This is a genomic window from Actinoplanes sp. NPDC051851 (genome assembly GCF_040681165.1).
In the GTDB taxonomy this organism is placed as follows: Bacteria; Actinomycetota; Actinomycetes; order Mycobacteriales; family Micromonosporaceae; genus Actinoplanes.
The window spans coordinates 44,437-69,895 of record NZ_JBFAYF010000024.1 but is presented as its reverse complement, the minus strand read 5'-3'; the positions used below and the strand labels follow the sequence as shown (position 1 = coordinate 69,895).

Here is a 25,459-nt window from a genome sequence, read left to right as displayed (position 1 = left end):
CCGGGCGTACCGGAAAGGGGGTTAGAAGTTGATCTCGACGCCGGCGGACTTGCAGGCGGTCGTCAGGGACTCGCTCAGGGTCTCGAAGTCGGCGTCGGCGGCCGTGGCGATCGGGTCGTCGGCCTTGGCGGCCTTGTCGATCTCGTCGGCGACGGCCCGGGCGGCGTGCGCCACGTCGGTGTCGCCGGTCACCACCAGGGCCCGGGTGACCGCAGTGTGGAACTCGGTGAGCGCGGTCCGGGCCTTCGCCGTGTCGACGTCGCCCTTCGCGTCGATCGCCGACGTGATGTCGCTCTTCATCGTCGAGCCGGCCGTGTTCACCGCGCTGCAGAGCGACTTGTCACCGGTCGCGTTCGCGTCGGCCGGGGCGGCCGACGCGGAGACGGCGGCCGCAGCCGGGGACTGCGGCGCGGCGGCGGTCTCCGTGCCCGAGTCGCTACAGGCGGTGAGGGCGGCCAGGGCGGCACAGACCAGGGCTGCGGTGGGGAGGATCCGGGAACGCGTCACGGACACGGACGGTAGCCGACGATCGGCACCTGATCCAACCCCGAGGGCCCTGCCGCGCGACGGCGGCAGGGCGGCGGAGCGGCGGGATCAGAAGTTGACGGTGACCCCGGCGGCCTTGCACGCCGCGGTGAAGTCGGTGCCGGCCTGTTCGAAGGCCGGGTCCTGGGCGGCGGTGAACGGGTCGGCGGCGGCCGCGGCCTTGCCGGTCTCGGTGGCGAGGGCCGTGAGGGCGGCGCCCACCGCGGAGTCGCCGGCGCTCGCGACCAGCGGGGCCACCGTCGCCTCGAACGTGGCGAGCAGCTCCTTCGCGTCCTCGACGGAGGGCTCGGACTCGCCCTTGGCCGCCGCGTCCTTCATCGCGGCGAGCAGGTCGTTCTTCATCGCCTCGCCGGCCTTGTCCGCCTCGGTGCAGAGCTTCTCGTCGTCCGCGGAATCCGCGGCCGGCGCGGCGGGCGCCTCGGAGGTGACGGCGGAGGTGGTGGCCGCGGGGGCCGCCGCGTCGGTGGACTTGCCGTCCTCGCTACCGCACGCGGTGAGCATGGCCATGCAGAAGGAGAAAAGGACGGTGGAGACAACCCCGTTGCGCTTCATGGCCACGGAAGGTAGTCGATACCTCGCCCTAGATCAACATGCTTCCCATCTATACTCCCCGCCTTGTGATCACACGCACCCGGCTCCGCGCCGCCCTGCTCGCCGTCTCCGCCCTCACCCTCGCCTCCTGCGACGCCGCCGAGGGGAGCCCGGAGGAGCCGGCGGCCTCCGCGGCCGCCACCACCGCGGCGCCGCGTGCGGCGGCCGTGGTCGGCGCGGCCGGCAGCGGGTGTGAACTTCCGGTCACCTTCGGGCTCGAGGAGTCGTGGTCGCCGAAGGCCGTGACGGTGGACGAGGACGACCCGCTGGCGGCGCTCGCCAAGCGCGGACCGTTCACCATGGCCTGCGAGATCGACGCGAAGCCGGCCGGGAACATCGGCTTCCTCCGGGTCTGGACCGCCGCCGCGGGTGAGCCGCGCGCCGCCCTGGAGGAGTTCCTCGGCGAGACCGTCACCGAGGCGGCCTTCACCGACATCGCGTCCGGCGTCGAGGTGAGCTATCAGCAGGACGGCGAGCCGGAGCGGGCGTTCGCGGTCACGACCACCGACGGGCTGGTCGCCGTGTCGCTGGACAGCTTCGACGACGAGGAGTTTCAAGAGATGCTTCCCGCGTACGCGCTGGCCCGGGACACCCTGGCCGTCACGGGGTAGACGACGCGAGCCGCCCGCTGACCCGCTGCTTGAACGCGTACCCCTGTTTGGCGGCGTCCCGGAGCCGGGCCACCAGCGGCGACCGGGACCGCCGCGCCCACGGCACCGGGACCTCGCCGGTCCCGTACTTGGCCTTGTAGGAGTTCCCGCCGACGAAATCGAATTCGGTCACGCCCCGCGCTCTGGCCCAGCGCAGGGCGTACCAGATCAGCGCCTCGTTGGGCCGCAGGTGCTGATGCTCGCGGTAGCTCGCACCGCCCCAGAAGTACATGGTCCGGTGGTGCCACGGCAGAACCGCGGTGGCGATGCACCGGCCGTCGCCGTCGCGGGCCCGCAGAAGCAGAATTCGCCCGGCCGGGGCGAGGTGTCGGATCAACGACCGGACGCGTTCCACGGAATAGGTGGGAACCAGATTCTGCTTGGCGAAGACGTCGCGCAATTGACTGTAGAATTCGTCGGCGAATGATACGTCCGGCGCCGCCTCCTCGATGACCACGCCGGACTTCGCGGCCTTGCGCACATTGCGCCGGCAGGCGCTGGCCATCGCGCCGAAGAGCGCGTCCTCGTCCGGGGTCAGGTCGATCACCGCGGTGGGCGCGGCGTCCCAGTGCAGGTCCAGCCCGGCCAGGTCCGGCTCGGTCAGCCCGCGGTCGCGGATCTCCAGGTGCGCGCAGCCCAGCTCGCCGAGCGCGAAGGGCAGCAACGCCTCCAGCGCGGCCCGGCGTGGCACCCCTTCGCGCAGGTTGAAGCCGAGGTAGGAGGTGGTCCAGCCGGCCATCGGACTGCCCAGGATGCGCAGGCCGTACCGGCGGGTCAGCAGGCCGGTGAAGTGGCCGACGGTGGCACCGCCGTCGGTCACGGTGGCGAGGATCGGCTCGGCACGCTGGCACTCGGCCACGAAGCGGAGCCACTCGGGGGTGTGGAAGACGAGACGGTCCGGGTAGGTCGCGCGGTCGGCCCAGAGCGCGTCGGTCGGCGGCACTGCGCGCAGTCGAAGCATGGGCCGGATGATGCCCGCCCGAATGCTCATTCCACAAGAGTTGTCGGCCATTCCCTAATTGAGGTGAAAATTCCTCGCATTCATTATGACAATTGCTACTGCCGCGCTCCGGTACGCCTTTGCCAAGGTGGATGAGAACGACGAGCGGGAGGGTGCCGACGCATGGAGCCGCCGACGCCGATCAAACGACGCCTGAACGAGTTGGGAATACGCAGACGGCTCCGGGCCCACCCCCGGGTGCAGGGCAGGATCCTCGCCCCGGCCGGACTGTTCCGCCGGCTGCCCAGCGCCGCCGGCCTCTACTTCCCCTTCTACCACGACGTCCTGCCCGAGTACGCCGCCGACCTGCGGCGCCACCTCGGCACCCTGCGCCGGATCGGCCCGATGATCTCCTGGGACTCCGCGCTCGACATCCTCGCCGGCAGCCGCCCGCTGACCGGGCCGGTCTTCTGCCTCTCCTTCGACGACGGCCATCCGAGCTGGCGGGACGTGGTGGTGCCGGCCCTGCTCGACCTGGGCGTGCCGGCCACCTTCTTCGTCACCACCGGGCTGATCGGCCGCCCCGGCAACCTGACCTGGCGGGACTGCCGGGAGATCCGCGACGCCGGATTCGGTTTCGGCTCGCACACGGTCACCCACCACCGGCTCGCCGACCAGTCCGCGTACGACGCCGTCCGGGAGGTCGTCGACTCCAAACGGGAGATCGAGGACGAGCTCGGCGACGAGGTCCGTGACTTCGCCGCGCCGTACGGGCACCCCGCCGTCGACTTCCTCGACCGGGACGTGCAGGCCGCCGCCGAGGCGGGTTATCGCAGTTTCGCCACCACGCTGCGCCCGGCGATGCACACCGGCGACTCGCCGATGTGGATCCGCCGTCAGGGACTCCACCCGGCGTGGCCCGTGCTAGCGATGAGGACCCGGGTTCATGACTGACACGCGGATCTATCTCTCCCCGCCGGACGTGAGCGACATCGAGCGCAAGCTGCTGCTGGAGGCGTTCGACTCGAACTGGGTCGCGCCGGCCGGCCCCGACCTCGACGCCTTCGAGGCACGGCTGGCCGAGACGGTGGGCGTCCGCCACGCCGTCGCACTGAGCAGCGGCACCGCGGCCCTGCACCTGGCCCTGATCGCCGCCGGGGTACGCCGCGGCGACAGCGTCCTGGTCCCCTCGTTCACCTTCGCGGCCAGCGCCAACGCGGTGATGTACCTCGGCGCCCGGCCGATCTTCATCGACAGCACCGAGGAGAGCTGGAACGTCGACCCGGACCTGGTCGCCGAGGAGCTGCGGGTCCGGGCCCAGCTCGGCCAGCTGCCCCGGGCGGTGATCTCGGTCGACCTGTTCGGCCAGTGCGCCGACTACGAGCCGCTGCTGGACGCCTGCGACCGGTACGGCGTACCCCTGATCGAGGACGCCGCCGAGGCGCTCGGCGCGACCTACCGGGACCGGCCGGCCGGCTCGTTCGGCCGGGCCGGCGTGCTCTCCTTCAACGGCAACAAGATCATCACCACCGGCGGCGGCGGGGTGCTGGTCACCGACGACGGCTCGGTGGCCCGGCAGGTCCGGCACCTCGCCACCCAGGCCCGTGAGCCGGTGCCGCACTACGAACACCGCACGGTCGGCTACAACTACCGCCTCTCCAACCTGCTCGCCGCGGTCGGCCGGGGTCAGCTGCAACGGCTGCCGGGCATGATCGCCGCGCGGCGGGCCACCTTCGAGCACTACCGGGACGAGCTCGGCGACCTGCCCGGGCTGACGTTCATGCCGATCGCGGCGTACGGCGAACCGAACTGGTGGCTGACCTGCCTGCTCGTCGACGAGCACCGGTTCGGGGCGAGCCGCGACCGGATCCTCACCGAGCTGGCCCGGCACGACATCGAGGCCCGGCCCACCTGGAAACCGATGCACCTGCAGCCGGCCTTCCGGGACTGCGTCATCCGCGGCGGCTCGGTCTCGGCCGGTCTGTTCCGCCGGGGGCTCTGCCTGCCCAGCGGATCCGCGCTCACCGCACACGACCGGCGGCGCGTCGTGGACGTCGTCCGATCGGTCGCCGCCGGGCAGAAGGGGTAGGCACGGATGCGCATCGTCTACATCCATCAGTACTACTGCAACCCGGGGATGGCGGGCGGGATCCGCTCGTACGAGCAGGCCCGCCGGCTGGTCGCCCGGGGGCACACGGTCGACGTGATCACCACGGACATCACCCCGGGCGCCCGGGAGCTGGGCTGGAAGGTGACCGACGACGACGGGATCACCGTCCACTGGTTCCGGGTTCCGTACGACAACCACATGTCCTACGCCCGCCGGTTGCGCGCGTTCGCCGAGTTCATGCTGCTCGCCACGGTGCGGGCGGCCCGGATCGGCGCCGACCTGGTCTTCGCGACCAGCACGCCGCTCACCGTCGCGGTACCCGGTGTACTCGCCGCCAGGCTGCGCCGGGTGCCGTTCGTCTTCGAGGTCCGCGACCTCTGGCCGGAGATCCCGATCGAGATGGGCGCGCTGCGGAACCCGGTGGCGCGCGGGCTGGCCGGGGCGCTCGCCGACTGGGCGTACCGGAACGCGGCCGCGGTGGTCGCCCTCTCCCCCGGCATGGCGCTCGGGGTCAACAAGCGGCGGCCCTCGGTCCCGGTCACCATCGTGCCGAACGCCGCCGACATCGAGCTCTTCGCCGTCGACCCCTCCTCCGTCGCCGCGTTCAGGAACGAGCATCACTGGCTCGGCGACCGGCCGCTGATCGTCTACACCGGGGCGCTGGGCGCGGTGAACGGGGTGGACTACCTGGTGCACGCGGCGCGGCGGATGCGGGAGATCGACCCGGAGATCCGGGTGCTGATCGTCGGGCACGGGCGGGAGTGGGAGAGCACCGGACGGCTGGCGGCCGAGCACGGACTGCTCGACACGACCGTACGGATGTGGGAGAAGGTCCCGAAGTCCGACCTGCCGGTGATCCTCGGCGCCGCGACCCTGTCGACGAGCATGGTCCGGCCGATCCCCGGGCTCTGGGACAACTCGGCCAACAAGTTCTTCGACGCGCTCGCCGCCTCCCGGCCGATCGCGATCAACTACGGCGGCTGGCAGGCCGACCTGATCGGGGAGACCGGGGCGGGCCTGGTGCTCGACCCGCACGACCCGGCCGGGGCCGGCGAGGTGCTGGCCGCCCACGCCCGCGACGAGGACTGGCTGGCCAAGGCCCGGGACGCCGCACACCGGCTGGCCGTCGAGCGCTTCTCCCGCGATCTGCTCTTCGAACGCTTCGAAGGTGTGCTCCACCGATCCGCCGGGCGTACCCGGTCGTTGTCCGAGCAGTACTGAACCGACGGATCGAGGTCGACGGCGTGGAACTGCGTGCTTATCTTCGTGCCTGCCGCAGGCGTTGGGTGTGGCTCGTGGTTCCGGTGCTGCTGGCGACCGGGGTCACCGCGGCCCTGACGCTGACCGCGGCACCGGCCTACCGCTCCTCGATGACGCTCTACGCGAGCTCCGGGTCCGGCGATCCGGACGCCGCGACACGGCGGCTGAACTCGTACATCGCGCTGCTCACCGGGCCGCGGGTGGCCCAGGGCGTGGTCGCCAGACTGCACGGGAAGGTCACCGCGGACCAGGTACGGGCGAGCCTCTCGGCGCAGCTCCAGGAGGGCACCGACCTGCTGGTCATCTCGGCCGTCGACCGGTCCGCGGCGCGCAGCCGGGAGATCGTCACCACCGCCTCCGCGGTCCTGATCCCGCTCGCCCGGCAGATCTCCCCGCCGGCCGGGGACGGCGAACCGGCCGCCACCGTCTCGGTACTGCAGGAGGCGCAGACCGCCCGGGAGCCCGACGGCCTCGGGCGCAACCTGGGCTTCGCCGCCGTGCTCGGCCTGCTGATCGGCGGGATCGCGGTGGCCGCCCGGGAGGCGACCCGCCGGACCGTGGCCGAGGAGGACGACCTGCGCCGCCTCGGCCTGGAGACGGTCGGCGTGATCTCGCTGGGCGGCCGGACCGGGCACGCCGCCCACCCGGACCAGGCGCTCGCCGAGGCGTTCCGCCGGCTGCGCAGCCTGCTGCCGGGGATCACCGACGGACGGCGGGCCAACCCGCGCGGCCGGTCGCTGCTGCTCACCGGCGCCCACCGCAAGGAGGGGACCACCGCGGTCACCTGCGGGCTGGCCATCGCGATGGCCGAGACCGGGGCACGGGTGGTCCTGGTCGACGCCAACCTGCGGACGCCCGGCGTCGGCCGCTACCTCGCGATGGACCCGGCACCCGGCCTGGCCGAGGTGCTCGGCGGCAGCGCCCGGGTGCCCGACGTGCTGCACAAGTCGCTCGGCGGCCGGCTGACCGTACTGCCCGCCGGCGATCCGGGACCCGACCCGGGCGGGCTGCTCGCCTCGCCGCGGCTCGGTGCCACCCTGCGCACGCTGACCGAGCGCTTCGACGTGGTGCTGGTCGACGCGCCGGCGCTGCACGGGGTGGCCGACGCGACGGTGCTCGGCAAGGCCACCGACAGCACGCTGCTGGTGGTCCGCGCCAACCGCACCCGGACGGCCGACGTGGAGCGCTCGATGGAACTGCTCGGCCGGGTCGGCGCCAAGCTGGGCGGCGCCGTCCTCAACGCGCTGCCCCGCAAGCTGCCCACCGGCCAGGGCTGGGCGGACGGCGCCCCGGTCGACCCCAAACCGGAGCCGCCCGAGCTGATGGTCCCGATCGAGAAGCCGCCGCCCGCCTCCCCGGTCCGCGGCCGGGCCCGGGTCGTCAAGGCAGCCCTCGCCGGGGACGAGACCGTCGCGTGGAACGCCCCCGCCGGCGGGGAGCAGCGGCGCGGTGAGTGAGATCCACGTGGATCAGGCCGCGGCGCTCGTCCCACCACGCCGCCCGCACCCGCTCGCCTGGGTCCGCACGCAGCTCCGCGAGCCGTACGTCCAGCTCCTCGCCTCGCAGGTGCTGACCGGCGTGGTGGCGCTGGCCGCGAACATCCTGATGGTCCGCTCGATGACGCCGACCCACCGCGGCGAGGTCGCGCTGATGCTGCAGGTGGTCTACCTCGCCACCCAGGTGATGCTGCTCGGCACCGAGCGCAGCTTCGTCGCGGTCTACCACAACGTGGCGGCCGGCCCGGCGGTCCGCGCGTACGCGCGACTGCTCGCGGCGCCCGCCGCGGTGGGCCTCACCGGCGCGGTCGTCTACCTGCTGTTCTCGCCGCACACCCACAACCCCGGCCCGGTCATCGTCGGGATGCTGGTCTGGTACACGATCGTCGAGGCGACCGCGCTGGCCACCCGGTCGATCGCGATCGCGGTGGGCCGGGTCCGGGACTTCCTGATCTGCCGGGTGATCGAGGCGCTCCTGCTGCTCGGCATGCTGGTCGGGCTCTACGCCGGGCACGCCGCGATCCCGGAGGTCTGGTTCCTGGCGTACCTCCTCTCCGGTGCCCTGCCCACCTTCGCGTACCTGGTCCTCTGGCTGCGACTGCCGCCCGATCCCGCCGCCGCCCCGGTGCTCCGCGAGCAGAACCGCCAGGTCCGGCGGGAGGGCCTGGAGCTCTTCCCGGCCGCGATCTCCAACATGGCGATGCTCCGGGTGGACCGGCTCGTCCTCCCGGCGCTCGCCTCCACCGCGGCGCTCGGCCTCTACACCAGCGTCTCGACCATGACCGAGCTGCTCGCCTGGCCGTTGCGGGCGTACGCGGACTCCCGCCTCGGACGCTGGCGGGCCACCCACCACGACGGCGGGCTGCAGGCCGGGCCGATCGTGCTGGCCGCCGCGGTCTACTCGCTGGTGGTGGTCCCGCTGGTGGCCGGCGGCCTCTACCTGCTGATCGTCCCCGTCTTCGGCCACCAGTACGCGCCCGCCAAGGCGGTGGTGCTCCCGCTGGTGGTCGCCGCCGGGCTGTACGCGGTCTCCCGGGTCACCCTCGGCCTGCTGATCGCCAAGGGACACGGCACACTCGTCAGCGCCGCCGAGATCACCGGGTTCGCGGTCAGCTTCGCGGTCTACCTGCTGCTCATCCCCCGGTTCGGCATCCTCGGCGCGGCGTACGGCTCGCTCGCCGGGTACGGTGCCTGCCTGCTCTTCGCCCTGGTCGCCAGCCGGATCACCAAGGACCGGGCACCGTGACCCGGCGCGATCCGGCGGTCTTCGTCACCCCCGGTGTCCTGCTGGTGCTGGTCGCCATCGGCGGCCGGTACACCCTGGACCGGGCCGGCCTGGTCGACCTCGCCTGGGTCGACCTGCGGGTGATCGGCCTGCTGGTCGCGCTGATCGCACTGATCGTCGACGTCGCCCGCCGCCCGCGCCTGCCCGCGGGGCCCCGGGAGGGCTGGCTCGTGATGACCCTGCTCTTCCTCCTCTTCCAGGTCGGCTCGGCGCTCTGGGCGCCGCCCGCGGCCCGGATCGGGCCGCAGACCCTGGACCTGGTCCTTCTCGCCGTCCTGACCTGCGCGTTCTACGCGTACGCGCGGGGCGGCCCGGAGCGCGCGATCCACCTGCTCTTCCTGCTCTTCTTCGTCGCGGCGATCGTGTTCGCGATCGCCGCGCTCTTCGTGAACGGCCCCGGCGAGCAGGGCCGGTACTCGGCGTTCGGCGGCGGCCCCAACGTCTTCGTCCGGATCGAACTCCTCGGCGTGATCAGCGCGATCGCCCTCTTCCTCCACTCCCGCCGGGTGCTGCCGCTGCTGGCCGTCCCGCTCTTCCTGCTCGCCGCGGTGCTCTCCGGATCCCGGGCCGGACTGCTGGCCGGCGCCGCGGTGGGCGCCGCCGCGCTCTGGAGGATCCGGCGACGGCTGCGGGCCGGCCCGGTGGTCGCCGCCGGGGTCTTCCTGGTCGCCGCCGCCGCGGTGATCGTCGTGGCGGCACCGCCCGCGTTCACCAGCCTCTTCCAGGAGCGGTTCGTCGAGCAGACCGTTCAGGAGCAGTACCTCTCCGACCGGACCTCGATCTGGGCGGCCGCCTGGGAGATGTTCCTCGGCCACCCGCTCGCCGGGACCGGGCTGGACGGGTTCTACGGCACCATCGGGGTCAACCAGGCGGTCGAGTACCCGCACAACTACGTGCTCGCGGTCGCGGCCGAGGGCGGGCTGATCGGCCTCGGGCTGCTCACCGCCGCGGTCATACTGTGGGCGAGGACCGTACGCGGCGGTGGCGCCCACCCCCGGGCGGCCGGCCTGGCCGTGGCGTCGGCCGTCTTCGTGGCGCTGAGCAGCCTCTTCTCCGGTGACTACTACGACGCCCGGCTCGCCTGGATCTTCGCCGCGGTGGCCGCCGCCGCTGCGGTCACCCCGGCTTCCGGCCCGGCTTCCGGCCCGGCTTCCGGATCGGCTTCCGGATCGGCTTCCGGATCGGTGGACGCGCCGCCCCCGCGCGAGCGAGAGGCGGTGGGACAGTGACGTCCCCGCACCACAGACCCCTGACGAAGCGATCGACCGACAAGAGGACGCTGGGCCGGCGCGGTGCGCTGCTGCTCGGCGTCGGCACGCTGGTCGCGGCCACCGTGGCGCAGAGCGAGGCCCGGCCGTGCAGCGCGCTCCCCGACCCCGGCGACCCAGCGAGCGGACCCTCCCCGGTGAAGCTGAAACCCGTGAGCCACTGGACCGGCGTGTTCCTGCAGAGCTGGGAGTACGCCGGGCAGACCGGACTGCCGATGAGCCGGTCGAAGGACAGTCAGGACCACTACGACCTCGCGTACACGGTGGACGCGAACGTGGCGATGTTCCGGGCCACCGGGTCGCTGCGCTACCTGGACCGGGCGCTCACCTTCACCGAGAACGTGGTGGCCGCCTCCGCGCCCTCCGGCAGCCTGCCGCACAGCCAGTACCGGGACGGGTACCGGGGCTGGGCGTCCAGCAAGAGCGGGCAGCGCGGCGAGGAGGTGCCGCTCTACGAGAGCTATTTCTGGCGGTACGCGACCCAGTTGCTGGTCGCGATGCGGCAGAGCCGGGGCGTCTACGGCAACGCCACGTACCGGGCGCGCTATCAGCGGCTGCTCGACTTCGCCGAGACCGACGTCTTCGCCAAGTGGTACGCCCGGGACCCGGCGAGCACGATCTTCCGGGAGCGTACGCACATGGCCGCGCACTGGGCCCTGATCGCGCTCAACCTGAGCCAGATCACCCCGGACGCCGCCCGCCGTACCCGCTACCAGCAGGTACTCGGCACGATCGGCGCGCAGATCCACAACCAGATGCGGCGGAGCCCGGTGAACGCGGCGGCGTACTTCTGGAGCGACGTCTGGGGGTCGACCCGCCGGCCGGGGCAGGACGTCGGCCACGGCAACGGGGTGGTCGCGTACGTGGTGGAGGCCCGCGACCAGAACCGGGGCTGGACGGCGGCGGACGTGCGCGCGCTCGGGGTCCTGCTCACCCGGGTGATCTGGCCCGGCGGGAAGACCTATCACGCGTACGTGGACGGCACCGGCTCGGACAACGGCTGGATCGCCGACGGCTTCGTCAAGCTCGGCCGGTACGACCCGAACATCCAGCACCGGCTGGAGTCGTACCAGGTGGTCAACGACCAGTTCGCCGCGAACATGGCGCTCAACGCACGGATCCTGCGGTCCTAGGCGACCCCGAGCCCTACGGCGCCGGGCGACGGTGAGCACGGCAACGGTGAGCACGGCAACGGTGAGCACGGCAACGGTGAGCACGGCAACGGTGAGTAAGGAGAACGCATGACGGCATCGCTGCTGGACCCGGCGGCCCGGGAGTGGAAGGAGACGTTGCAGCACGTCGCGCACGACATGTACCACGTGCCGGACTACGTCGTCCTGGACGCCCGGCTGTACGGCGGCACGCCGGCCGCCTTCCACTACGAGCACGCCGGCCGCCGGCTGCTACTCCCGCTGATCATCCGGGAGATACCCGGCTCCGGGCTGCGCGACGCGCTCTCGCCCTACGGATACCCCGGCCCGGTCAGCGACGCCGCGCCCACCGACGTCGCGTTCTGGCGGGGCGCGTGCACCGCGATGACCGGAACGTTGCGCGGGGAGGGCGTCGTCTCGGTCTTCGTCCGGATGCACCCGCTGCTCGGCACGCCGTCGCCGGTGCTGACCGAGTTCGGCGCGCTGGTCCGGCACGGCGAGACGGTCTCGATGGACCTGACCGTCAGCGAGGACGAGATGTGGAAGCAGACCCGCAGCGACCACCGGAACCACATCAACCGGGCTAAACGGGCGGGCACCGAGGTGGTCTTCGACGACTGGGGACGGCTCGCCGAGTGGGTCGAGGTCTACCACGACAACATGCGGCGGGTGGGCGCGGCCGACTACTACTTCTTCACGTACGACCACCTGGCCGCCCTGCACGACGCCGCGGGAGACCGGATGCACCTCGCGGTCGCGCTGGAGGAGGGCGAGGTCGTCGGCGGGAACACCTTCTTCTCCTACGACGGGATCGCCACCGGGTACGTCTCCTCCACCCGCCGGGCGCGCGGGCGGTACGCCGACGAGTTGCTCTACGACTCGGTGCGCCGCTGGTGCAAGCGGCACGGGGACGAGGTGTTCCATCTGGGCGGCGGGAAGGGCGGGAGCAACGACTCGCTCTTCACGTACAAGGCCGGCTTCTCCCCGTCCCGTCATCCCTTCCACACCTGGCGTGTCGTGACCGACTCCCCGGCGTACACGAGCCTGGTTCACGAACGCCGGGCCGGCGCCGACCCGGCGGATCTCACCGCGACCTTCCCGTCCTATCGCTAGGGGGTATCCATGCGTATCACCTGTATCGGCGGCGGACCCGCCGGGCTGTACTTCGCGGTGCTGGCCAGGCTCGCCGATCCGGCCAACCGGGTGACCGTCCTGGAGCGGAACCCCCCGGGCGTGACCTACGGGTGGGGGGTGGTCTTCTGGGACGACCTGCTGGACGACCTCTTCCGGTACGACCCGGTCAGCGCCCGCCGGATCTGGGAGGCGGCCTACCAGTGGGACGAGTACGAGGTCCGCGCCGCCGGCAAGCCGGTCACCCACCTCGGCGGATACGGGTTCAGCCTGGGGCGGCACCGGCTGCTCGACATCCTCGCCGAGCGGGCCCGTGAACTGGGCGTGGAGATCCACTACGAGGACGAGCCGACCAGCGTGGACGCGCTGCCGCCGGCCGACCTGATCGTGGCCTGCGACGGGGCGGGCAGCCGGATCCGGGACGCGGCGAGCGGGCACTTCGGCACGCAGATCGAGACCGGCAGCAACCGGTACCTCTGGCTGGGCACGCCGCACGTCTTCCGGACCTTCACGTTCGGGTTCGAGCGTACGGACGCGGGGTGGATCTGGTTCCACGCCTATCCGTTCACGTCGACGTCGAGCACGTTCATCGTGGAGTGCACCTCCGCCACCTGGGAGGCGCTGAATCCCAGCGTCGGCGACCTGGAGCGGATCTTCGCGAGACACCTGGACGGTCAGCCGCTCGACGACGGCGGACGGGGCTGGCTCAACTTCCGGCGGGTCACCAACGAGCGCTGGGACGCCGGGAACGTGGTGCTGATGGGCGATGCCGCGCACACCACACACTTCGCGATCGGCTCCGGCACCAAGCTGGCGATGCAGGACGCGATGGCGCTGGCCTCGTCCCTCTCCGTCTCCGACGGCCTTCCTGCCGCCCTGGAGCGCTACGAACACCAGCGCAAGGCGGCGATGGCGCCACTTCAGCGTGCGGCGTACGCGAGCAGCGCCTGGTTCGAGCGGATGCCCGACTACGCGTCGCTGCCCGCCAAGCAGTTCTCGTACGCGCTCTCCAACCGTCGCGGCGACTACCCGGCGTGGCGGTACCTGCTGCACATGTCCACCCAGGGTGCGGTGCCGCGGACGATGCTGCGCTGGACCCTCAGTGCCCGGCGCTGGAACCGGGCCCGCCGCCGTCCCCTCGTCCTCATATAACTGCGCAGGTAAGGAGCAGCGATGGCCGAAGGTGCTCTGCTCGAACCCGGTGACACCGCCTGGACCGAAGCACTGGACCGCGCACGACACGACGTCTACCACCTCCCCTCCTACGTCCGGCTCGACGCCACGCTCTCCGGCGGCACCCCGGTGGCGTTCCGCTACGACGAGGCTGATCACGTTCTGCTCGTACCGCTGATCCTGCGCCCGGTACCGGGGACCGGGCTGCTGGACGCGGTCTCCCCCTACGGCTATCCCGGGCCGGTCAGCGACCTCGGCCCGGCCAACACCGGCTTCTGGGCACGGGCGGCGCGGGCGATGGCCGAACTGCTCCGCGCCAACGACGTCATCTCCGCTTTCGTACGACTCCACCCGCTCCTGCCGGCGCCCCGGGTATCGCTCGAGGTCACCGGCACGGTCGTGCACCACGGGCAGACGGTGTCGATCGACCTGACACATACGCCGGAACAGATGTGGGAGCAGACCCACCGCAGCCACCGCAACCAGATCAACAAGGCCCAGCGGGCCGGTGTCACCGTCGTGATGGACGACTGGAGCCGGTACGACGCGTGGATCGACACCTACCACGCCACCATGCGACGGGTCGGAGCGACCGATTTCTATTTCTTCGGGCGTGAGCACTTCCACGAGCTCCGAGCGGCACTCGGTTCGCGGACACACCTCGCCGTCGCGCTCGATGATTCCGGCGGGCTCCTCGGGGGCAACCTCTTCTTCGAGTACGCCGGAATGATGCACACCCATCTCCAGTCCACCCGGGAGGCACCGATCTTCCACGCCGACAAGCTGCTCTACCAGCACGTCCGCCTCTGGGGCCGTGACCGCGGCAACCGGGTTTACCACCTGGGCGGCGGGCTGGGCGGTTCGGGAGACTCGCTGTTCCGGTACAAGGCGGCGTTCTCCTCGGGCCGGCAGGACTTCCACACCTGGCGGGTGATCACCGAGCCCGTCGTCTTCGCCCGCCTGGCCGGCCCGGTCACCCCGGCATCGCTGACCGGGCGGTTCCCTCCGTACCGGTGAGTCAGGGCTGTTGGATACTGGCCTGCGGTGCTGAGCCAGGTCCCTCGGGGAGGTGATGAGCGTGACGGACGGCGGTTGGGCCGGGACGCTGCACGGCCTGTGGCGCTCGGTGGCCGGGATCGGGGCGCGGGACGAACTCGCCGACCTGGTGCTGCCACCGCTGTGCACGCTGCCGGGAGTGATCGCGGCCTGGGGACTGCGATACGGGGTCGACAGGCGGGTCAGCGCGTACCGCTGGGCCGGAGTGCCGCTGGTAGGCCCACTGCGGCCGCTCGCCTGCTCCCTCGCCGCCGCCCCACCCACCTCCACCGCCCCTCCCGCCACGTCGTCCCTCAGCCCCACCTCGCCGACCGCAGGGCCGTCCCCCACCCCCACCTCACCGACCGCAGGGCCCTCCCCCACCTCGCCGACCACCGGGCCCTCCCCCACCCCCACCTCGCCGACCGACCCGGCTTTCCACCGCCCGGCCCCTCCGGGCGTCCCCGCCGTCGTCGACGTCACGGGGCCGGGGGCTCTCACCGAGGCCGGCGTGGTCGCGGCGGTCGTGCTCCACCTCGACGTGGCCGGGGAGTGGCCCGGCACGTTCATCGCGCTGGTGGACGCGACGGCGGACACGGCGTTCGTGGGCGAATCCCTCACCCAGGTGGCCGACGTGACCGCGGAGGTGCTCCGGCGGCTGGCCGCACGCCGGGTCGAACAGCAGCAGCACACCCGGGACGCACTGCTGGCCGAGGCGTCGCTGCAGATGGACGCGGTGCTGGACAGCACGCAGACGATGCACCGGGTGCCGCGGATGGCCGTACCGGCGATCGCCGAGGGCTGCCTGGTCTTCGTCTGCGAGGACGGCGACCCGGAGCTGCGCAGTGCCGTCCACGTCGACATGCGCCGCCTCTCCGCCCTGCTGAACGACCCGGCCGCCGCCACCCGGCTCGCCGCCCTGGCCAAGGCCGCGGTGGCCGGTGAGATCCTGCTCGACGAGCACGACGCGGCCGTGCTGGACAGCCGCTCCGTCGACCTGCAGGTACTCCGCGCCCGAGGCCGCGTCATCGGCGTGCTGATCTTCCTGTTCGACCGGGACCCGAACCACATACCGCCCAGCTCCTTCCTGCGCGACATCGCCTCCCGCGCCGCGCTCGCCATCGACAACGGCACGCTCTATGAACAGCGCCGCCACGACGTGATGACGATGCAGCAGCACCTGCTCCCCACCCGCCTGCCCGTGGTCCCGGGCCTGCAGATGGCCGCCTCGTACACGGTCGGCGACCGCGTCCTCGAAGTCGGCGGCGACTTCTACGACGTGGTCTCCCGCGACGACGGCACCACAGCCGCCCTGATCGGCGACGTCTGCGGCCGCGGTGTGGACGCCGCCGCCCTCACCGGCATGGCACGGCACACCCTGGCCGCCCTGGTCGCCGAGCGGGTGACCCCGGCCCGAGCGATGAGCCGCCTCAACTCCCGTCTCCGCTTGGACGGCTCGTGGCGTTTCGTCACCGCCGGCGCCGCCATGTTCCGCCCCGTCACCCCCATCTCGCCCAGCGCTCCCGGCTCGCCCGGTTCTCCGGCATCTCCCGGCTCGCCCGGCTCTCCGGCATCTCCCGGCTCGCCTACGTCTCCCGGCTCACCTACGTCTCCCGGTTCATCTACGTCTCCCGGCTCACCGGCTTCTCCCGGTGCGCGCGGTTCGCAGGACTTCGTGGTGGAGTGGCTCTCGGCAGGGCATCCGGCTCCGGTGGTCCTGCAGGCCGGGCGCCCGGCACGGCGCGGGCGCGGCGGTGGCGTACCGCTCGGCGTCCTCCCGCGCCCGCGTTTCGGCCGTTCCCGCCTCACGCTCTCCCCCGGCGATACTCTGATCATCTTCACCGACGGACTCACCGAGAGCCGCGACGAGCGGGACCGGATGTTCGAGGACGACGCGATGTGGACCGCCCTGAACCGGCTCCGCGAGGCGGACGCCCCGGTGGAGACCTTGGTGAACGAGCTGAGCACGGCCGCCGTGAAGTTCGGTGGCACGAAGGCCGACGACATCGCCGTCCTGGCGATCCGCGTGGAGGGTTCCCCGCATGACTGAGGTGTTCGTCGTCGAGGACTCGGACGAGGACGTCGAAGCCATCGAGCGCGCGATCGGCCGTTCCCACCCCGATGTCACGGTGGAGTTCTTCCGCTCCGGCAGCGAGGTACTCCCCCGCCTCACCGCTCCCGGCGCCGCCCTCCCCCACATGGTCCTGCTGGACCTGAACATGCCCGGTGAGAGCGGCCTCGACGTGATCCGCAACCTGCGCTCCCGCCCCGGCCTCGCCCGTCTGATCCTGGTCGTCTTCACCTCCTCCGAGGACCAGGCCGAGGCCGACGCCTGTTACGCCGCCGGCGCCGACAGTTACATCTACAAGCCCCTCAACTTCGCCCTCTTCCAGAGCGTCCTCAGCCAGACCCTGGACTACTGGCGGTCCCGCACGGCTCCCCGCACCCCCTGACCTCCCCTTCCGCTCACCCCGGCAACCACTCAAGCCTTTAACCGAGCGCATGAAACACCCCCAGAAAATCGCCGAAGCCCCCCAGCCCTTAAATTTCGCGCGTCGAGCTGCGATTGAACGCAGGACGTCAGACCTCATTGATCAAAGGTCGAAGCCAGCATGAGAATTTCCCGATGAATGCCGGGGAAGCACCTCCGAGACTAACGGCGAGTGCGATCCATGGCCAGCTCGGACGGCATCTAGTGTCGGTAAATAATTCACACTCCCCGGCTCACCACCTGCCAAGAATTGCAAACCCAGACACGACATTGAGCTTGCATATCCAGACTGGACGCGGCTAGCCTTCAGGCACGCTTTACAGCGCACCCGAAAGGGGGCTGCAAAAGAGCCTCGAACGCGCGATTCACTGCATTGACGGCGCGCTACCACCAGCCGCGCCGCTTGGCCCAGGCCAGGAGGACGGCGGACATGACGAGCATCAGGGTCAGGACGACCGCGAGGAGGGTGACGTCGGAGTGCTGGTTGACGATGATGTTCATGCCCAGGACTGAGGAGAGGGCGGTGATCGGCAGGGTGACGACGGCGATGACGGCCAGGCGTTCGGCGGCCACGGTCATCTTCGTATCGCTGCGGGTGCGGTAGAACTCGATGACGCCCTGGAGGTATTCCTTCTGGGAGTCGGCCACGCCGTAGACGCGGGTGAACTGGTCGACGATGTCGTCGAGCAGGGGCTTGGCGGCGGGCGGGACCGAGCGGCCGATGGCGGCGAGACGGCTGTAGATCTCGCGGCCCAGGGCGCCCATGGCACGGACGGCGATCAGGCCGTGGCGAGCGCGGAACATCTCGTCGAGGAACTGCTCGGGGTTGCCGAGGTGGCCGCTGGTGACGCGCTGTTCGAGCTGCCAGACGGCCAGGGTCTGCCTCTCGATGAACTCCTCCAGGCGGCGGGTCATCGCGGCGACCACGGCGTACGAGAGCTCGTGGCCGGAAGCGGGGTGGAAGCGACCGGCCTCGAGGCGGCGCAGGACCTCCTGCGTCTCACGGAGAGAGGAGGCGATCGACACGGCGGGGTTGAGCGGACCATGCACGGTGACCAGGTAGTTCGGGCCGATGAACTGGTCGAGTTCGACGTAGTGGACGTGGCCCGCGGCGCCGGCCTCGGGAGCGTGCAGGATGACGAACGCGTGGTCGGCGTAGACATGGACCTTGGGGACGCGGTTGCGTTCGGCGCAGTCGCGGACCGCCTGTGGGTGGAACGCGAAGACCTCGGTGAGGAGCCGTGTGGCCTCCTCGTCGCAGGACGGGATGTCGACCCAGACGACGCCCTCGGGACCGGCCAGTAGTTCCGGCAGGCGATCGGTGGTCTGCCGGGTGACGCCGTCCGGCTCCACCAGCCAGATGTCCATGCCTGCCAGCGTAGGACCGGGCCGCTGAACACCGGGAAGATCGCGCAAGGCCAGACGGGATCAGGTCCAGACGGGGCCAGACCCGGATGGGGCCAGACCCGGATGGGGCCAGACCCGGATGGGGCCAGACCCGGGCGGGACCGGGGGCAGGCGGGACCAGGCCCGGGCGGGACCGGGGGCAGGCGGGACCGGGGGCAGGCGGGACCGGGGGCAGGCGGGATCAGGTACGGCGGTCGGGGTGGGGCTGGCCGAGAACGCGCAGGTCGATGTGGCCGTCCAGGGTGGCGATGGCCAGGTTGAGTTCGCCGTAGCGGCTGAGGACCGTGGCGGAGCGGCCCGGGACCGGGGCGCCGACCTGCTCGCCCGTGGTGGCGTCCCAGCGCTGGACCACCTCGTCGGCGCCGGTGGTGATGAGTTCGGCGCGCCCGTTGACCAGGACCGGGGTCAGGCCGGCCACGGCGTAGCTGTCGACCACCACCGGGACGCCGACGGGCTCGCCGGTCAGGGCGTCCCAGCGGTACAGGTCGGCGCTCGCGGCGGCGATCAGCAGGCGGCCGTCGGGCAGGCGGATCTGGCTGAGCTGCATGACCACGTCGTCGTTGGTGTCCAGCGGGGTGCCGGCGGAGGCTCCGGTACACGGGTTCCAGCGGCGGATCGTGCCGCTCTTGTCCGCCACGCAGACGATCGGGCCGTCCGGGAGGTCGAGCACGGTGATCGCGGTGACCTGGTCCTCGTGGACGCCGAGCGGCTCCAGGCGGCAGCCGGTGCCGGCGTCCCAGCGCTGCACGGCGTACGGCTCGAAGACCGACCCGGCCAGCAGGGTGCCGGCCCAGGTGCCGAGGGCGCCGACGTACGGCGTCCGGTCCGGGGAGTACGCCGGGCCGCCGGTGCGCGGTTCCAGCCAGGAGACCTCGTCGTCGGTGGCCGCCACGATCAGCGGGTCGCGCCAGCCGACCGGGCAGACCGCGATCGCGGTAATCCCGCCACTGAGCGGGGCCGACTCACTCACCTGCTTCCCGGTACGCGGATCCCAGACGCGCACCCTCTCGTCATCCGCGGAAACAAGCATGTCGATGCCGCCCAGCGTGAGGGTCGTGAGGTGCGTGGCGTCGATGATCACGCCCGAATAATGCCATCGAAGGGGTTCTGTTTTGGCGTACGGGCGAGAAACGTGAGGCACGAGTCCACCCAGGGAGCCCACTCAAGGAGGGGAGAACACCATGGGCAACAGAGCGGTTGTCTACCAGGGGCCCGGCCGTGTGGAGGTCCGCGACACCGAGTACCCCGGCTTAGAGGTGAAGGACGGGCCGGGCGTCAACAAGGCGAACGTCGGACGGCGCACCCCGCACGGAGCGATCCTCAAGACGGTGGCCAGCAACATCTGCGGCAGCGACCAGCACATGGTCCGCGGCCGCACCACCGCCCCGGAGGGCCTGGTGCTCGGGCACGAGATCACCGGCGAGGTGGTCGAGGTCGGCCCGGACGTGGAGTTCGTCAAGACCGGCGACATCGTGTCGGTGCCCTTCAACATCGCGTGCGGGCGGTGCCGCAACTGCAAGGAGGGCAAGACCGGGGTCTGCCTCAACGTGAACCCGGACCGCCCCGGCTCGGCGTACGGCTACGTCGACATGGGCGGGTGGGTCGGCGGCCAGGCCGAGTACGTGATGGTCCCGTACGCCGACTGGAACCTGTTGCGGTTCCCGGACCGTGACCAGGCGCTGGAGAAGATCCTCGACCTGGCCATGCTGACCGACATCTTCCCTACCGGGTATCACGGCTGTGTCAGCGCGGGCGTCACCACCGGCTCGACCGTGTACATCGCGGGCGCCGGCCCGGTCGGGCTGGCCGCGGCCACCTCGGCGTTCCTGCTCGGTGCGGCCGTGGTGATCGTCGGTGACCTGAACGAGGAGCGGCTGGCGCAGGCCCGCAGCTTCGGGTGCGAGACGGTCGACGTGTCGAAGGGCGAGCCGGTCGCCCAGGTGCGGCAGATCCTGCGCCAGGAACTGGTGGACTGCGCGGTGGACGCGGTCGGTTTCGAGGCGCGCGGGCATGGCCGGGACTCGGCCACCGAGATGCCGGCGACGGTGCTGAACTCGCTCATGGAGATCACCCGGGCGGGTGGCGGCATCGGGGTTCCCGGCCTCTACGTGACCGGTGACCCGGGCGGCGTGGACGAGGCGGCGAAGGTCGGCTCACTGTCGCTGCGGCTCGGGCTCGGCTGGGCGAAGTCGCACTCGTTCGTCACCGGTCAGTGCCCGGTGATGCGCTACAACCACGGTCTGATGATGGCGATCCTGCACGACCGGGTGCAGATCGCGAGGAACGTCGGTGCCACGCCGATCGGCCTGGACGACGCACCGCGCGGCTATCAGGAATTCGACCGCGGCGCGGCCCGGAAGTACGTGCTCGACCCGCACGGCTTCATCAAGCGCTGAACGGGGCAAGGGGCCCGCCCGGGCGTGGAAGCGCCGTCCGGGCGGGGCCATAACCAAGGGGTGTAGCTCAAAGGCCGTGACTCAAAGGCCGTGGTTCACAACGGTGACTCTGAAAATCAGAGGTTGACCGAGATGGTCAGGTTCGCGACGTAGCCGGCGGAGACCGAGCCGGTGACCGTGGCCATCTCGCGCGCGGCCGAGTCGTCCCCGAACACGTTGTCCGTGGCCAGGGTGATCCGGCTCAGGTTGGTGACGCTGGCGGAGTATCCGGTGGCGCTGGAGTACACCGTCGACGACACGTCCTGCGGGAGCGCGATCTGCGAGGTCTTCTTGATCGGCCCGGATCCGCTGGTGGCGGCCGTGAGCGACGAGTAGACCTCGAAGTGGATGTGCGGCCAGCGACCCGAGTAGCAGCCCGGGTAGATGCTGGTGAAGGTCACCACGCCGGAGGAGTTGGTGACCTGGATGCCGCGCAGGTAGTTCTCGTTGGTCACGCCGGACGAGTAGAGCGAGTAGAGCCCCGCCCGGTCGCAGTGCCAGGCGTAGACCGCCGCGCCCGAGACCGCTACGCAGTTCAGGTTCTGCACGGTCAGCGAGAACTGCAGCGGAACGCCCGCCGCCGTGGTGGTGGAGGTGCCGAAGGACGAGCGGATGTCGCTGCGCACGATGCCGGAGAGCACCCGGACGTCCGGGCCGTTCGACCCGTCCGCGGGGTAGGGGCCGGCCGTCTCCGACTCGACCTCGGCCAGGCAGGCGGCCGCGGTGATGTCGTCGGCCTGGGCCGCGCCGCCGCCGAGCAGGGCGCCACCGGTCAGGGCCGCCGCGCCGACACCGCCGACCGCGCCGATCATCCGGCGACGGGACATGTTCGGCAGGTCGAACTGGAGCCCCTTGTCGTGCACCTCGCGCACGTACGCGTCGTTGTCTTGCATGGGGATTCACTCCTCCTCAGGGATGCCGCCGGGGGGACGGCTGGCCCGTATGCCGGGCCGGAGGAGAGCCAAACATTGAAGCCTATGAATGACCTGTGGTTGATCTTCATTTCATAGGCATCGTCCATATTCAATCAGTCAAATCGCCTGATCGTCACCCTCAGCGCCTTGTTTCCGCTTCTTTTCGGGTACGCACGGCGAATTCGTCAATCATCCTGTCAACATTTTTATCGGACACCGAGAACGGCACCGGCGCCCCTCACCGGCGGGGGCGCATGTCCACGGCGAGGGCCTCCTCGCGCACGTCCGGGTCGGCGTGCGCGCGCAGGCCCACCAGCAGTTCGCGCCACCGCCCCGCCCAGCCCGCCGCGGCGCCCCGGCGGACCAGCGCCACCGCGAACAGCCCGCCGGCCAGGTCGCCCCGGTCCGCCAGTCGCGCGATCAGCTCGTGCAGCACCGGGTCCTCGGGCATCTCGCGCAGCTCGCCCAGGGTCGCGCCGGCGCGTACCGCGGCCACCGGACGGTCCGCGCAGAGGTCGGCCACCCGGTCCAGGTTCTCCAGGCGGCCCAGGACGACCAGGGCGGACGCCGCGGTACCGAGGTACTCGGGGTGCTCGGCGAGCACCCCGAGCGCGGCGAGCTGCGCGGTCCGGTCGGCACTCGCGGGCAGCGTCCGGTTCAGCAGCGTGACGGCCCGGCCCAGCGCGACGATCCGCCGCCGAGCCGGGTGATCGGCAGCCGGGTGATCAGAAACGGGCGGCTGATCGGCAGCCGGGTGATCAGAAACGGGCGGCTGGTCGGCGGCGTCCCGGTCCACCAGGCGGGTGAGTGCCTGGCCGAGGGCGTCCGGGCCGGCGGCGAGCAGCAGCTGTGTGCCGGTCATCCCGTGCAGGTCCTCGCCCAGGTCGGTGAGGCGGTCCACGATCAGGCCGGTGACGTCGCCCGCCCAGCGCGACCAGGCCGGCAGGACGGCGTACGCCAGACGGCGCACCTCCCGGTCCCCGGCCCGGCAGGCACCGACGACCAGGCGCGCGTAGCGGTCCCGGTACGGCACCGGAACCGCGTGGGGCGGGGCGGCCAGGACCGCGCGGCGCTCCTCGCGGCTGCCGGACGCCGCCCGGTCGAGGATCCGCCAGGCCGCCCCGGTGTCCAGCCGCTGCCGGGCCGCGCCGGTGATCGCGGCCCGGACGTCCCGGTGCTGGTCCGCTGCGGCGTACGTGCCGAAGAGCAGCTCCATCGCGCTCGGTGGGCCGTGCACCGCGAGCACCCGGGCGGCCTCCTTCCGGCTGGTCACCTTCGCCGGGCCGGCCAGTACCGCGCCGAACGGCTCGACCAGCGCCGAGGGCGGGAGGTGCCGGGCGGCGCGGGACGCGGAGTAGAGCGCGACCCGGGCCCGGTCCCCGCCGGCGTGCGCGAGCAGCACCGGCAGCGCCTCGCCCGGGCGTACCGTCCAGACCAGAGCGGCCAGCGCCGCCTCGGCGATCTGCACCTCGGTGGCGTCCAGGAAGCGCAGCACCATCCCGCGCCCGGCCGGGCCGAGCGGGGCGGCGGTCCGGATCGCGGCGACCCGGCGCCACATGTCGTTCCCGGCGTCGTCGGCGATCGGCTCGAGCATCCCGACCAGCGCGGACTGCTGCCGGGGCAGCCACCGCCCGGGGTGCGCCACCCGGTCCGGCACCCAGCGCCTGCCGCCCTCCACGAAACGACCCGGCGAGGCCGGCGGACCGGGGGTCAGGACCCGGTCGAGGAGGTCGGTGCGGCGGGAGGCGACCGTCTCCCAGACGACGCGGAGGGCGATCGACGACGGGTCGGCGTCGAGCACCGCCTCGACGCGCTCCGCCCGGGTCCGCGGATCGGCGAGCCAGAGACCGATCGCCTCCGTCGCCACCCACGGCAGGGTCGCCGGGCCGGCCGCCGCGCCGAGCAGCGCCTGGAGCCCGGGCAGCCGCCAGGCGCGCTTGCCGAGGGCGACGGTGAGCGCGAGGAGCGGCGCGTACCGGCCGCGCGCGAGGTTCGCCTCCACCCAGCCGCGGAGCCGGTCGAAGACCATGGTCTCCCGGCCGCGCGGCAGCACCGCGTCGAAGCGGTGCAGGGTCGGCACGGTCGCCCTGGTGCTCAGCAGGTCGATGGTGAGCAGCGCCCACTCGCGCAGCTCCGGGACCTCGACGTGGTGCCGCAGCGTGCCGGTGGCGAGGTGGCTGAGCGCGGCGGTGGTGCCCGCCGAGGCATCCCGGGCCTCGACGGCGTCGGTGGTCAGCGCGGTCAGTCCCGCCGCGGCGTCCGCGGTGAGCAACCGGGCCACTCCGGCGAGCGCGCCGAGGGCGGCGGACCGGACCGGATCCTGCTCGTTGCGCAGCCGGGCGAGCCGGGCCACCACGGCGGCCACCGCCTCCGGGTCCCGGGAGCGCCGGGCCGCGGCGACCAGCCGGCGGTACGCACCGGCCCGCTCGTCCGCGTCGCCCGAGCGCAGCCCGGCCTCCTGCGCCGCCGACGCCTCCGGCCAGTCCAGGTACGCGCTCCACTCGGCGACGGCGGCCTCGGTCCGGCGGATCGTGTCGAGCCCGAGCACCCGGGTCGCCTCGCGGACCCGTGCCGTACGGGGCAGCACCTCCATGATCGCGGCCGAGGGGACGGAGTCTCCGGTCTCCACTCCCGCGAACGCCCCGTCGTACACGAGGAGGCGCCGGGAGGGAGGCAGGGCGGCGAGAAGGACCACCAGGGTCCGGTCGGTCTCCCGGGCGCGCCGGGCGAACGGGATCAGCTCCTCGGCGGGGAGCAGGGTGGCGAGGCGGCGGAGCAGGCCGGGCGGGAACGAGGTCTGCCGGACCCACTCGGCCCGGGTGGGCGCGGTGAGCAGGCGGACCACCCGTCGCGGGTCGTGCGCGGCGAGGACGCCGTAGAGCGCGAGGTCACCGGGGAGGCTCCGCTCCGGGCCGAACCGCTCCAGCAGGCCGAGGGCGTGCTCCGGGGCCGAGCGCAGCACCGCCCCGGCGAGCCGTGCCCATTCCCCGGCCAGGTCCACCGGATCGGCGGCGGCCAGCAGCTCCGTGGCGTACCCGAGAAGAATCTCCTGATGGGGACGGATCAGAGCGGTCAGGGTGACCGCGTGGCCCAGCTCGGGCAGCAGCGCGCGGACCGTCGCGGGACCGCAGCCCGGCAGCACCGCGGCCGCCTCCCGATCGCCGTGGGCGGCACGGATCTCGCCCAGCAGCGCGTCGGCGACCGCCGGGTCCCGGTGCCGGCGCAGCGTCCGGTAGATCCGGCGACGGTCCAGCGCGGCGAGGTCGGCGGCGTGCCCGGGCAGAGTGCCGTCGCGCAGGGCCGCACGCAGGGCGACGGTCCGGATGTGCGGGGCCGGATCGTGGGCCGCCGCGGCGAGACCCGCCGCGTCCCCGGTGATCATCGAGGCGACCAGGGCGAGATACCGCTCGTCGTCGTTGCCGGACCGCAGATCGGCGCAGATCCCGGCCCGATCGGGCGCGCTGCGGGCCCAGTCGGCGAGGCGGCTCATCCGCTCGCGGTGCGGGAGCGGATCGAGCGAGGTCAGCAGTGCGCGGGTGGCGGCGAGCATGCCGATCATTGTCGTCACACGCGCAC

Annotated in this window: 21 protein-coding genes; 14 read left to right on the top strand and 7 right to left on the bottom strand. The window is 72.2% G+C overall.

Annotation, left to right across the window (positions count from 1 at the left end; translation table 11 throughout):
• Positions 1-21: 21 nt before the first annotated feature.
• The gene (locus tag AB0M08_RS23015; RefSeq protein ID WP_364496643.1) at positions 22-507 is read right to left on the bottom strand and encodes a hypothetical protein; all 486 of its coding nucleotides are present in this window, start codon (positions 505-507) and stop codon (positions 22-24) included.
• Between the two features lie 87 nt (positions 508-594).
• A complete protein-coding gene (locus AB0M08_RS23010; RefSeq protein WP_364496641.1) occupies positions 595-1,098 on the bottom strand; it encodes a hypothetical protein in 504 nt (167 codons plus the stop codon).
• A gap of 65 nt (positions 1,099-1,163) precedes the next feature.
• On the opposite strand from AB0M08_RS23010, the gene AB0M08_RS23005 reads away from it, so the two are divergent.
• Positions 1,164-1,748: a lipoprotein gene (locus AB0M08_RS23005; protein WP_364496638.1), complete on the top strand. Its 585-nt coding sequence runs from the start codon at positions 1,164-1,166 to the stop codon at positions 1,746-1,748.
• Here AB0M08_RS23005 and AB0M08_RS23000 read toward each other — a convergent pair.
• Positions 1,738-2,748, bottom strand: a complete 1,011-nt coding sequence (locus tag AB0M08_RS23000; RefSeq protein WP_364496635.1) for a GNAT family N-acetyltransferase — start codon at positions 2,746-2,748, stop codon at positions 1,738-1,740. The genes AB0M08_RS23005 and AB0M08_RS23000 overlap by 11 nt on opposite strands.
• Positions 2,749-2,910: 162 nt before the next feature.
• On the opposite strand from AB0M08_RS23000, the gene AB0M08_RS22995 reads away from it, so the two are divergent.
• The 12 genes from AB0M08_RS22995 to AB0M08_RS22940 all read left to right on the top strand — a co-directional run bounded on the left by AB0M08_RS22995 (position 2,911) and on the right by AB0M08_RS22940 (position 17,089).
• Positions 2,911-3,681, top strand: a complete 771-nt coding sequence (locus AB0M08_RS22995) for a polysaccharide deacetylase family protein (RefSeq protein WP_364496633.1) — start codon at positions 2,911-2,913, stop codon at positions 3,679-3,681.
• Positions 3,674-4,816 (top strand): aminotransferase class I/II-fold pyridoxal phosphate-dependent enzyme, encoded by a 1,143-nt coding sequence (locus AB0M08_RS22990; RefSeq protein WP_364496630.1) that lies wholly within the window; start codon positions 3,674-3,676, stop codon positions 4,814-4,816. The genes AB0M08_RS22995 and AB0M08_RS22990 overlap by 8 nt, the downstream gene beginning before the upstream one ends.
• 6 nt (positions 4,817-4,822) lie before the next feature.
• A complete protein-coding gene (locus tag AB0M08_RS22985) occupies positions 4,823-6,058 on the top strand; it encodes a glycosyltransferase family 4 protein (protein WP_364496627.1) in 1,236 nt (411 codons plus the stop codon).
• Between the two features lie 74 nt (positions 6,059-6,132).
• Complete coding sequence (locus tag AB0M08_RS22980) at positions 6,133-7,554, top strand: protein kinase (protein WP_364496624.1); 1,422 nt, start codon at positions 6,133-6,135, stop codon at positions 7,552-7,554.
• Positions 7,547-8,839: an NAD(P)H-quinone oxidoreductase gene (locus tag AB0M08_RS22975; protein ID WP_364496621.1), complete on the top strand. Its 1,293-nt coding sequence runs from the start codon at positions 7,547-7,549 to the stop codon at positions 8,837-8,839. The genes AB0M08_RS22980 and AB0M08_RS22975 overlap by 8 nt, the downstream gene beginning before the upstream one ends.
• Positions 8,836-10,107 (top strand): O-antigen ligase family protein, encoded by a 1,272-nt coding sequence (locus AB0M08_RS22970; RefSeq protein WP_364496618.1) that lies wholly within the window; start codon positions 8,836-8,838, stop codon positions 10,105-10,107. Before AB0M08_RS22975 ends, AB0M08_RS22970 begins: the two co-directional genes overlap by 4 nt.
• Positions 10,104-11,279, top strand: coding sequence for a hypothetical protein (locus AB0M08_RS22965; protein ID WP_364496615.1), 1,176 nt, complete (start codon positions 10,104-10,106; stop codon positions 11,277-11,279). The genes AB0M08_RS22970 and AB0M08_RS22965 overlap by 4 nt, the downstream gene beginning before the upstream one ends.
• A 108-nt stretch (positions 11,280-11,387) precedes the next feature.
• Entirely contained in the window at positions 11,388-12,410 is a 1,023-nt protein-coding gene (locus AB0M08_RS22960) for a GNAT family N-acetyltransferase (protein ID WP_364496613.1), read from the top strand.
• Between the two features lie 9 nt (positions 12,411-12,419).
• Positions 12,420-13,580, top strand: a complete 1,161-nt coding sequence (locus tag AB0M08_RS22955; RefSeq protein ID WP_364496610.1) for an FAD-dependent monooxygenase — start codon at positions 12,420-12,422, stop codon at positions 13,578-13,580.
• Positions 13,581-13,601: 21 nt separating this feature from the next.
• Positions 13,602-14,618: a GNAT family N-acetyltransferase gene (locus AB0M08_RS22950; protein ID WP_364496607.1), complete on the top strand. Its 1,017-nt coding sequence runs from the start codon at positions 13,602-13,604 to the stop codon at positions 14,616-14,618.
• Between the two features lie 61 nt (positions 14,619-14,679).
• Positions 14,680-16,686 (top strand): GAF domain-containing SpoIIE family protein phosphatase, encoded by a 2,007-nt coding sequence (locus AB0M08_RS22945; protein ID WP_364496605.1) that lies wholly within the window; start codon positions 14,680-14,682, stop codon positions 16,684-16,686.
• Positions 16,679-17,089, top strand: a complete 411-nt coding sequence (locus tag AB0M08_RS22940) for a response regulator (RefSeq protein ID WP_364496603.1) — start codon at positions 16,679-16,681, stop codon at positions 17,087-17,089. The genes AB0M08_RS22945 and AB0M08_RS22940 overlap by 8 nt, the downstream gene beginning before the upstream one ends.
• Positions 17,090-17,511: 422 nt before the next feature.
• On the opposite strand, the gene AB0M08_RS22935 is transcribed toward AB0M08_RS22940, so the two are convergent.
• Together AB0M08_RS22935 and AB0M08_RS22930 are read right to left on the bottom strand one after the other, a co-directional pair.
• Positions 17,512-18,495 (bottom strand): magnesium transporter CorA family protein, encoded by a 984-nt coding sequence (locus tag AB0M08_RS22935; RefSeq protein WP_364496601.1) that lies wholly within the window; start codon positions 18,493-18,495, stop codon positions 17,512-17,514.
• A gap of 220 nt (positions 18,496-18,715) precedes the next feature.
• Complete coding sequence (locus AB0M08_RS22930) at positions 18,716-19,615, bottom strand: WD40 repeat domain-containing protein (RefSeq protein ID WP_364496599.1); 900 nt, start codon at positions 19,613-19,615, stop codon at positions 18,716-18,718.
• A 100-nt stretch (positions 19,616-19,715) separates the two neighbouring features.
• Here AB0M08_RS22930 and fdhA point away from each other — a divergent pair, with 100 nt between their 5' ends.
• Positions 19,716-20,930, top strand: coding sequence for a formaldehyde dehydrogenase, glutathione-independent (gene fdhA, locus AB0M08_RS22925; RefSeq protein ID WP_364496596.1), 1,215 nt, complete (start codon positions 19,716-19,718; stop codon positions 20,928-20,930).
• A 116-nt stretch (positions 20,931-21,046) separates the two neighbouring features.
• Here the strand turns inward: fdhA and AB0M08_RS22920 are convergent, their stop codons facing one another.
• Both AB0M08_RS22920 and AB0M08_RS22915 read right to left on the bottom strand, forming a co-directional pair.
• Positions 21,047-21,862, bottom strand: coding sequence for an intradiol ring-cleavage dioxygenase (locus AB0M08_RS22920; RefSeq protein ID WP_364496593.1), 816 nt, complete (start codon positions 21,860-21,862; stop codon positions 21,047-21,049).
• Positions 21,863-22,121: 259 nt separating this feature from the next.
• Entirely contained in the window at positions 22,122-25,442 is a 3,321-nt protein-coding gene (locus AB0M08_RS22915) for a hypothetical protein (RefSeq protein ID WP_364496810.1), read from the bottom strand.
• Between the last annotated feature and the right edge of the window lie 17 nt (positions 25,443-25,459).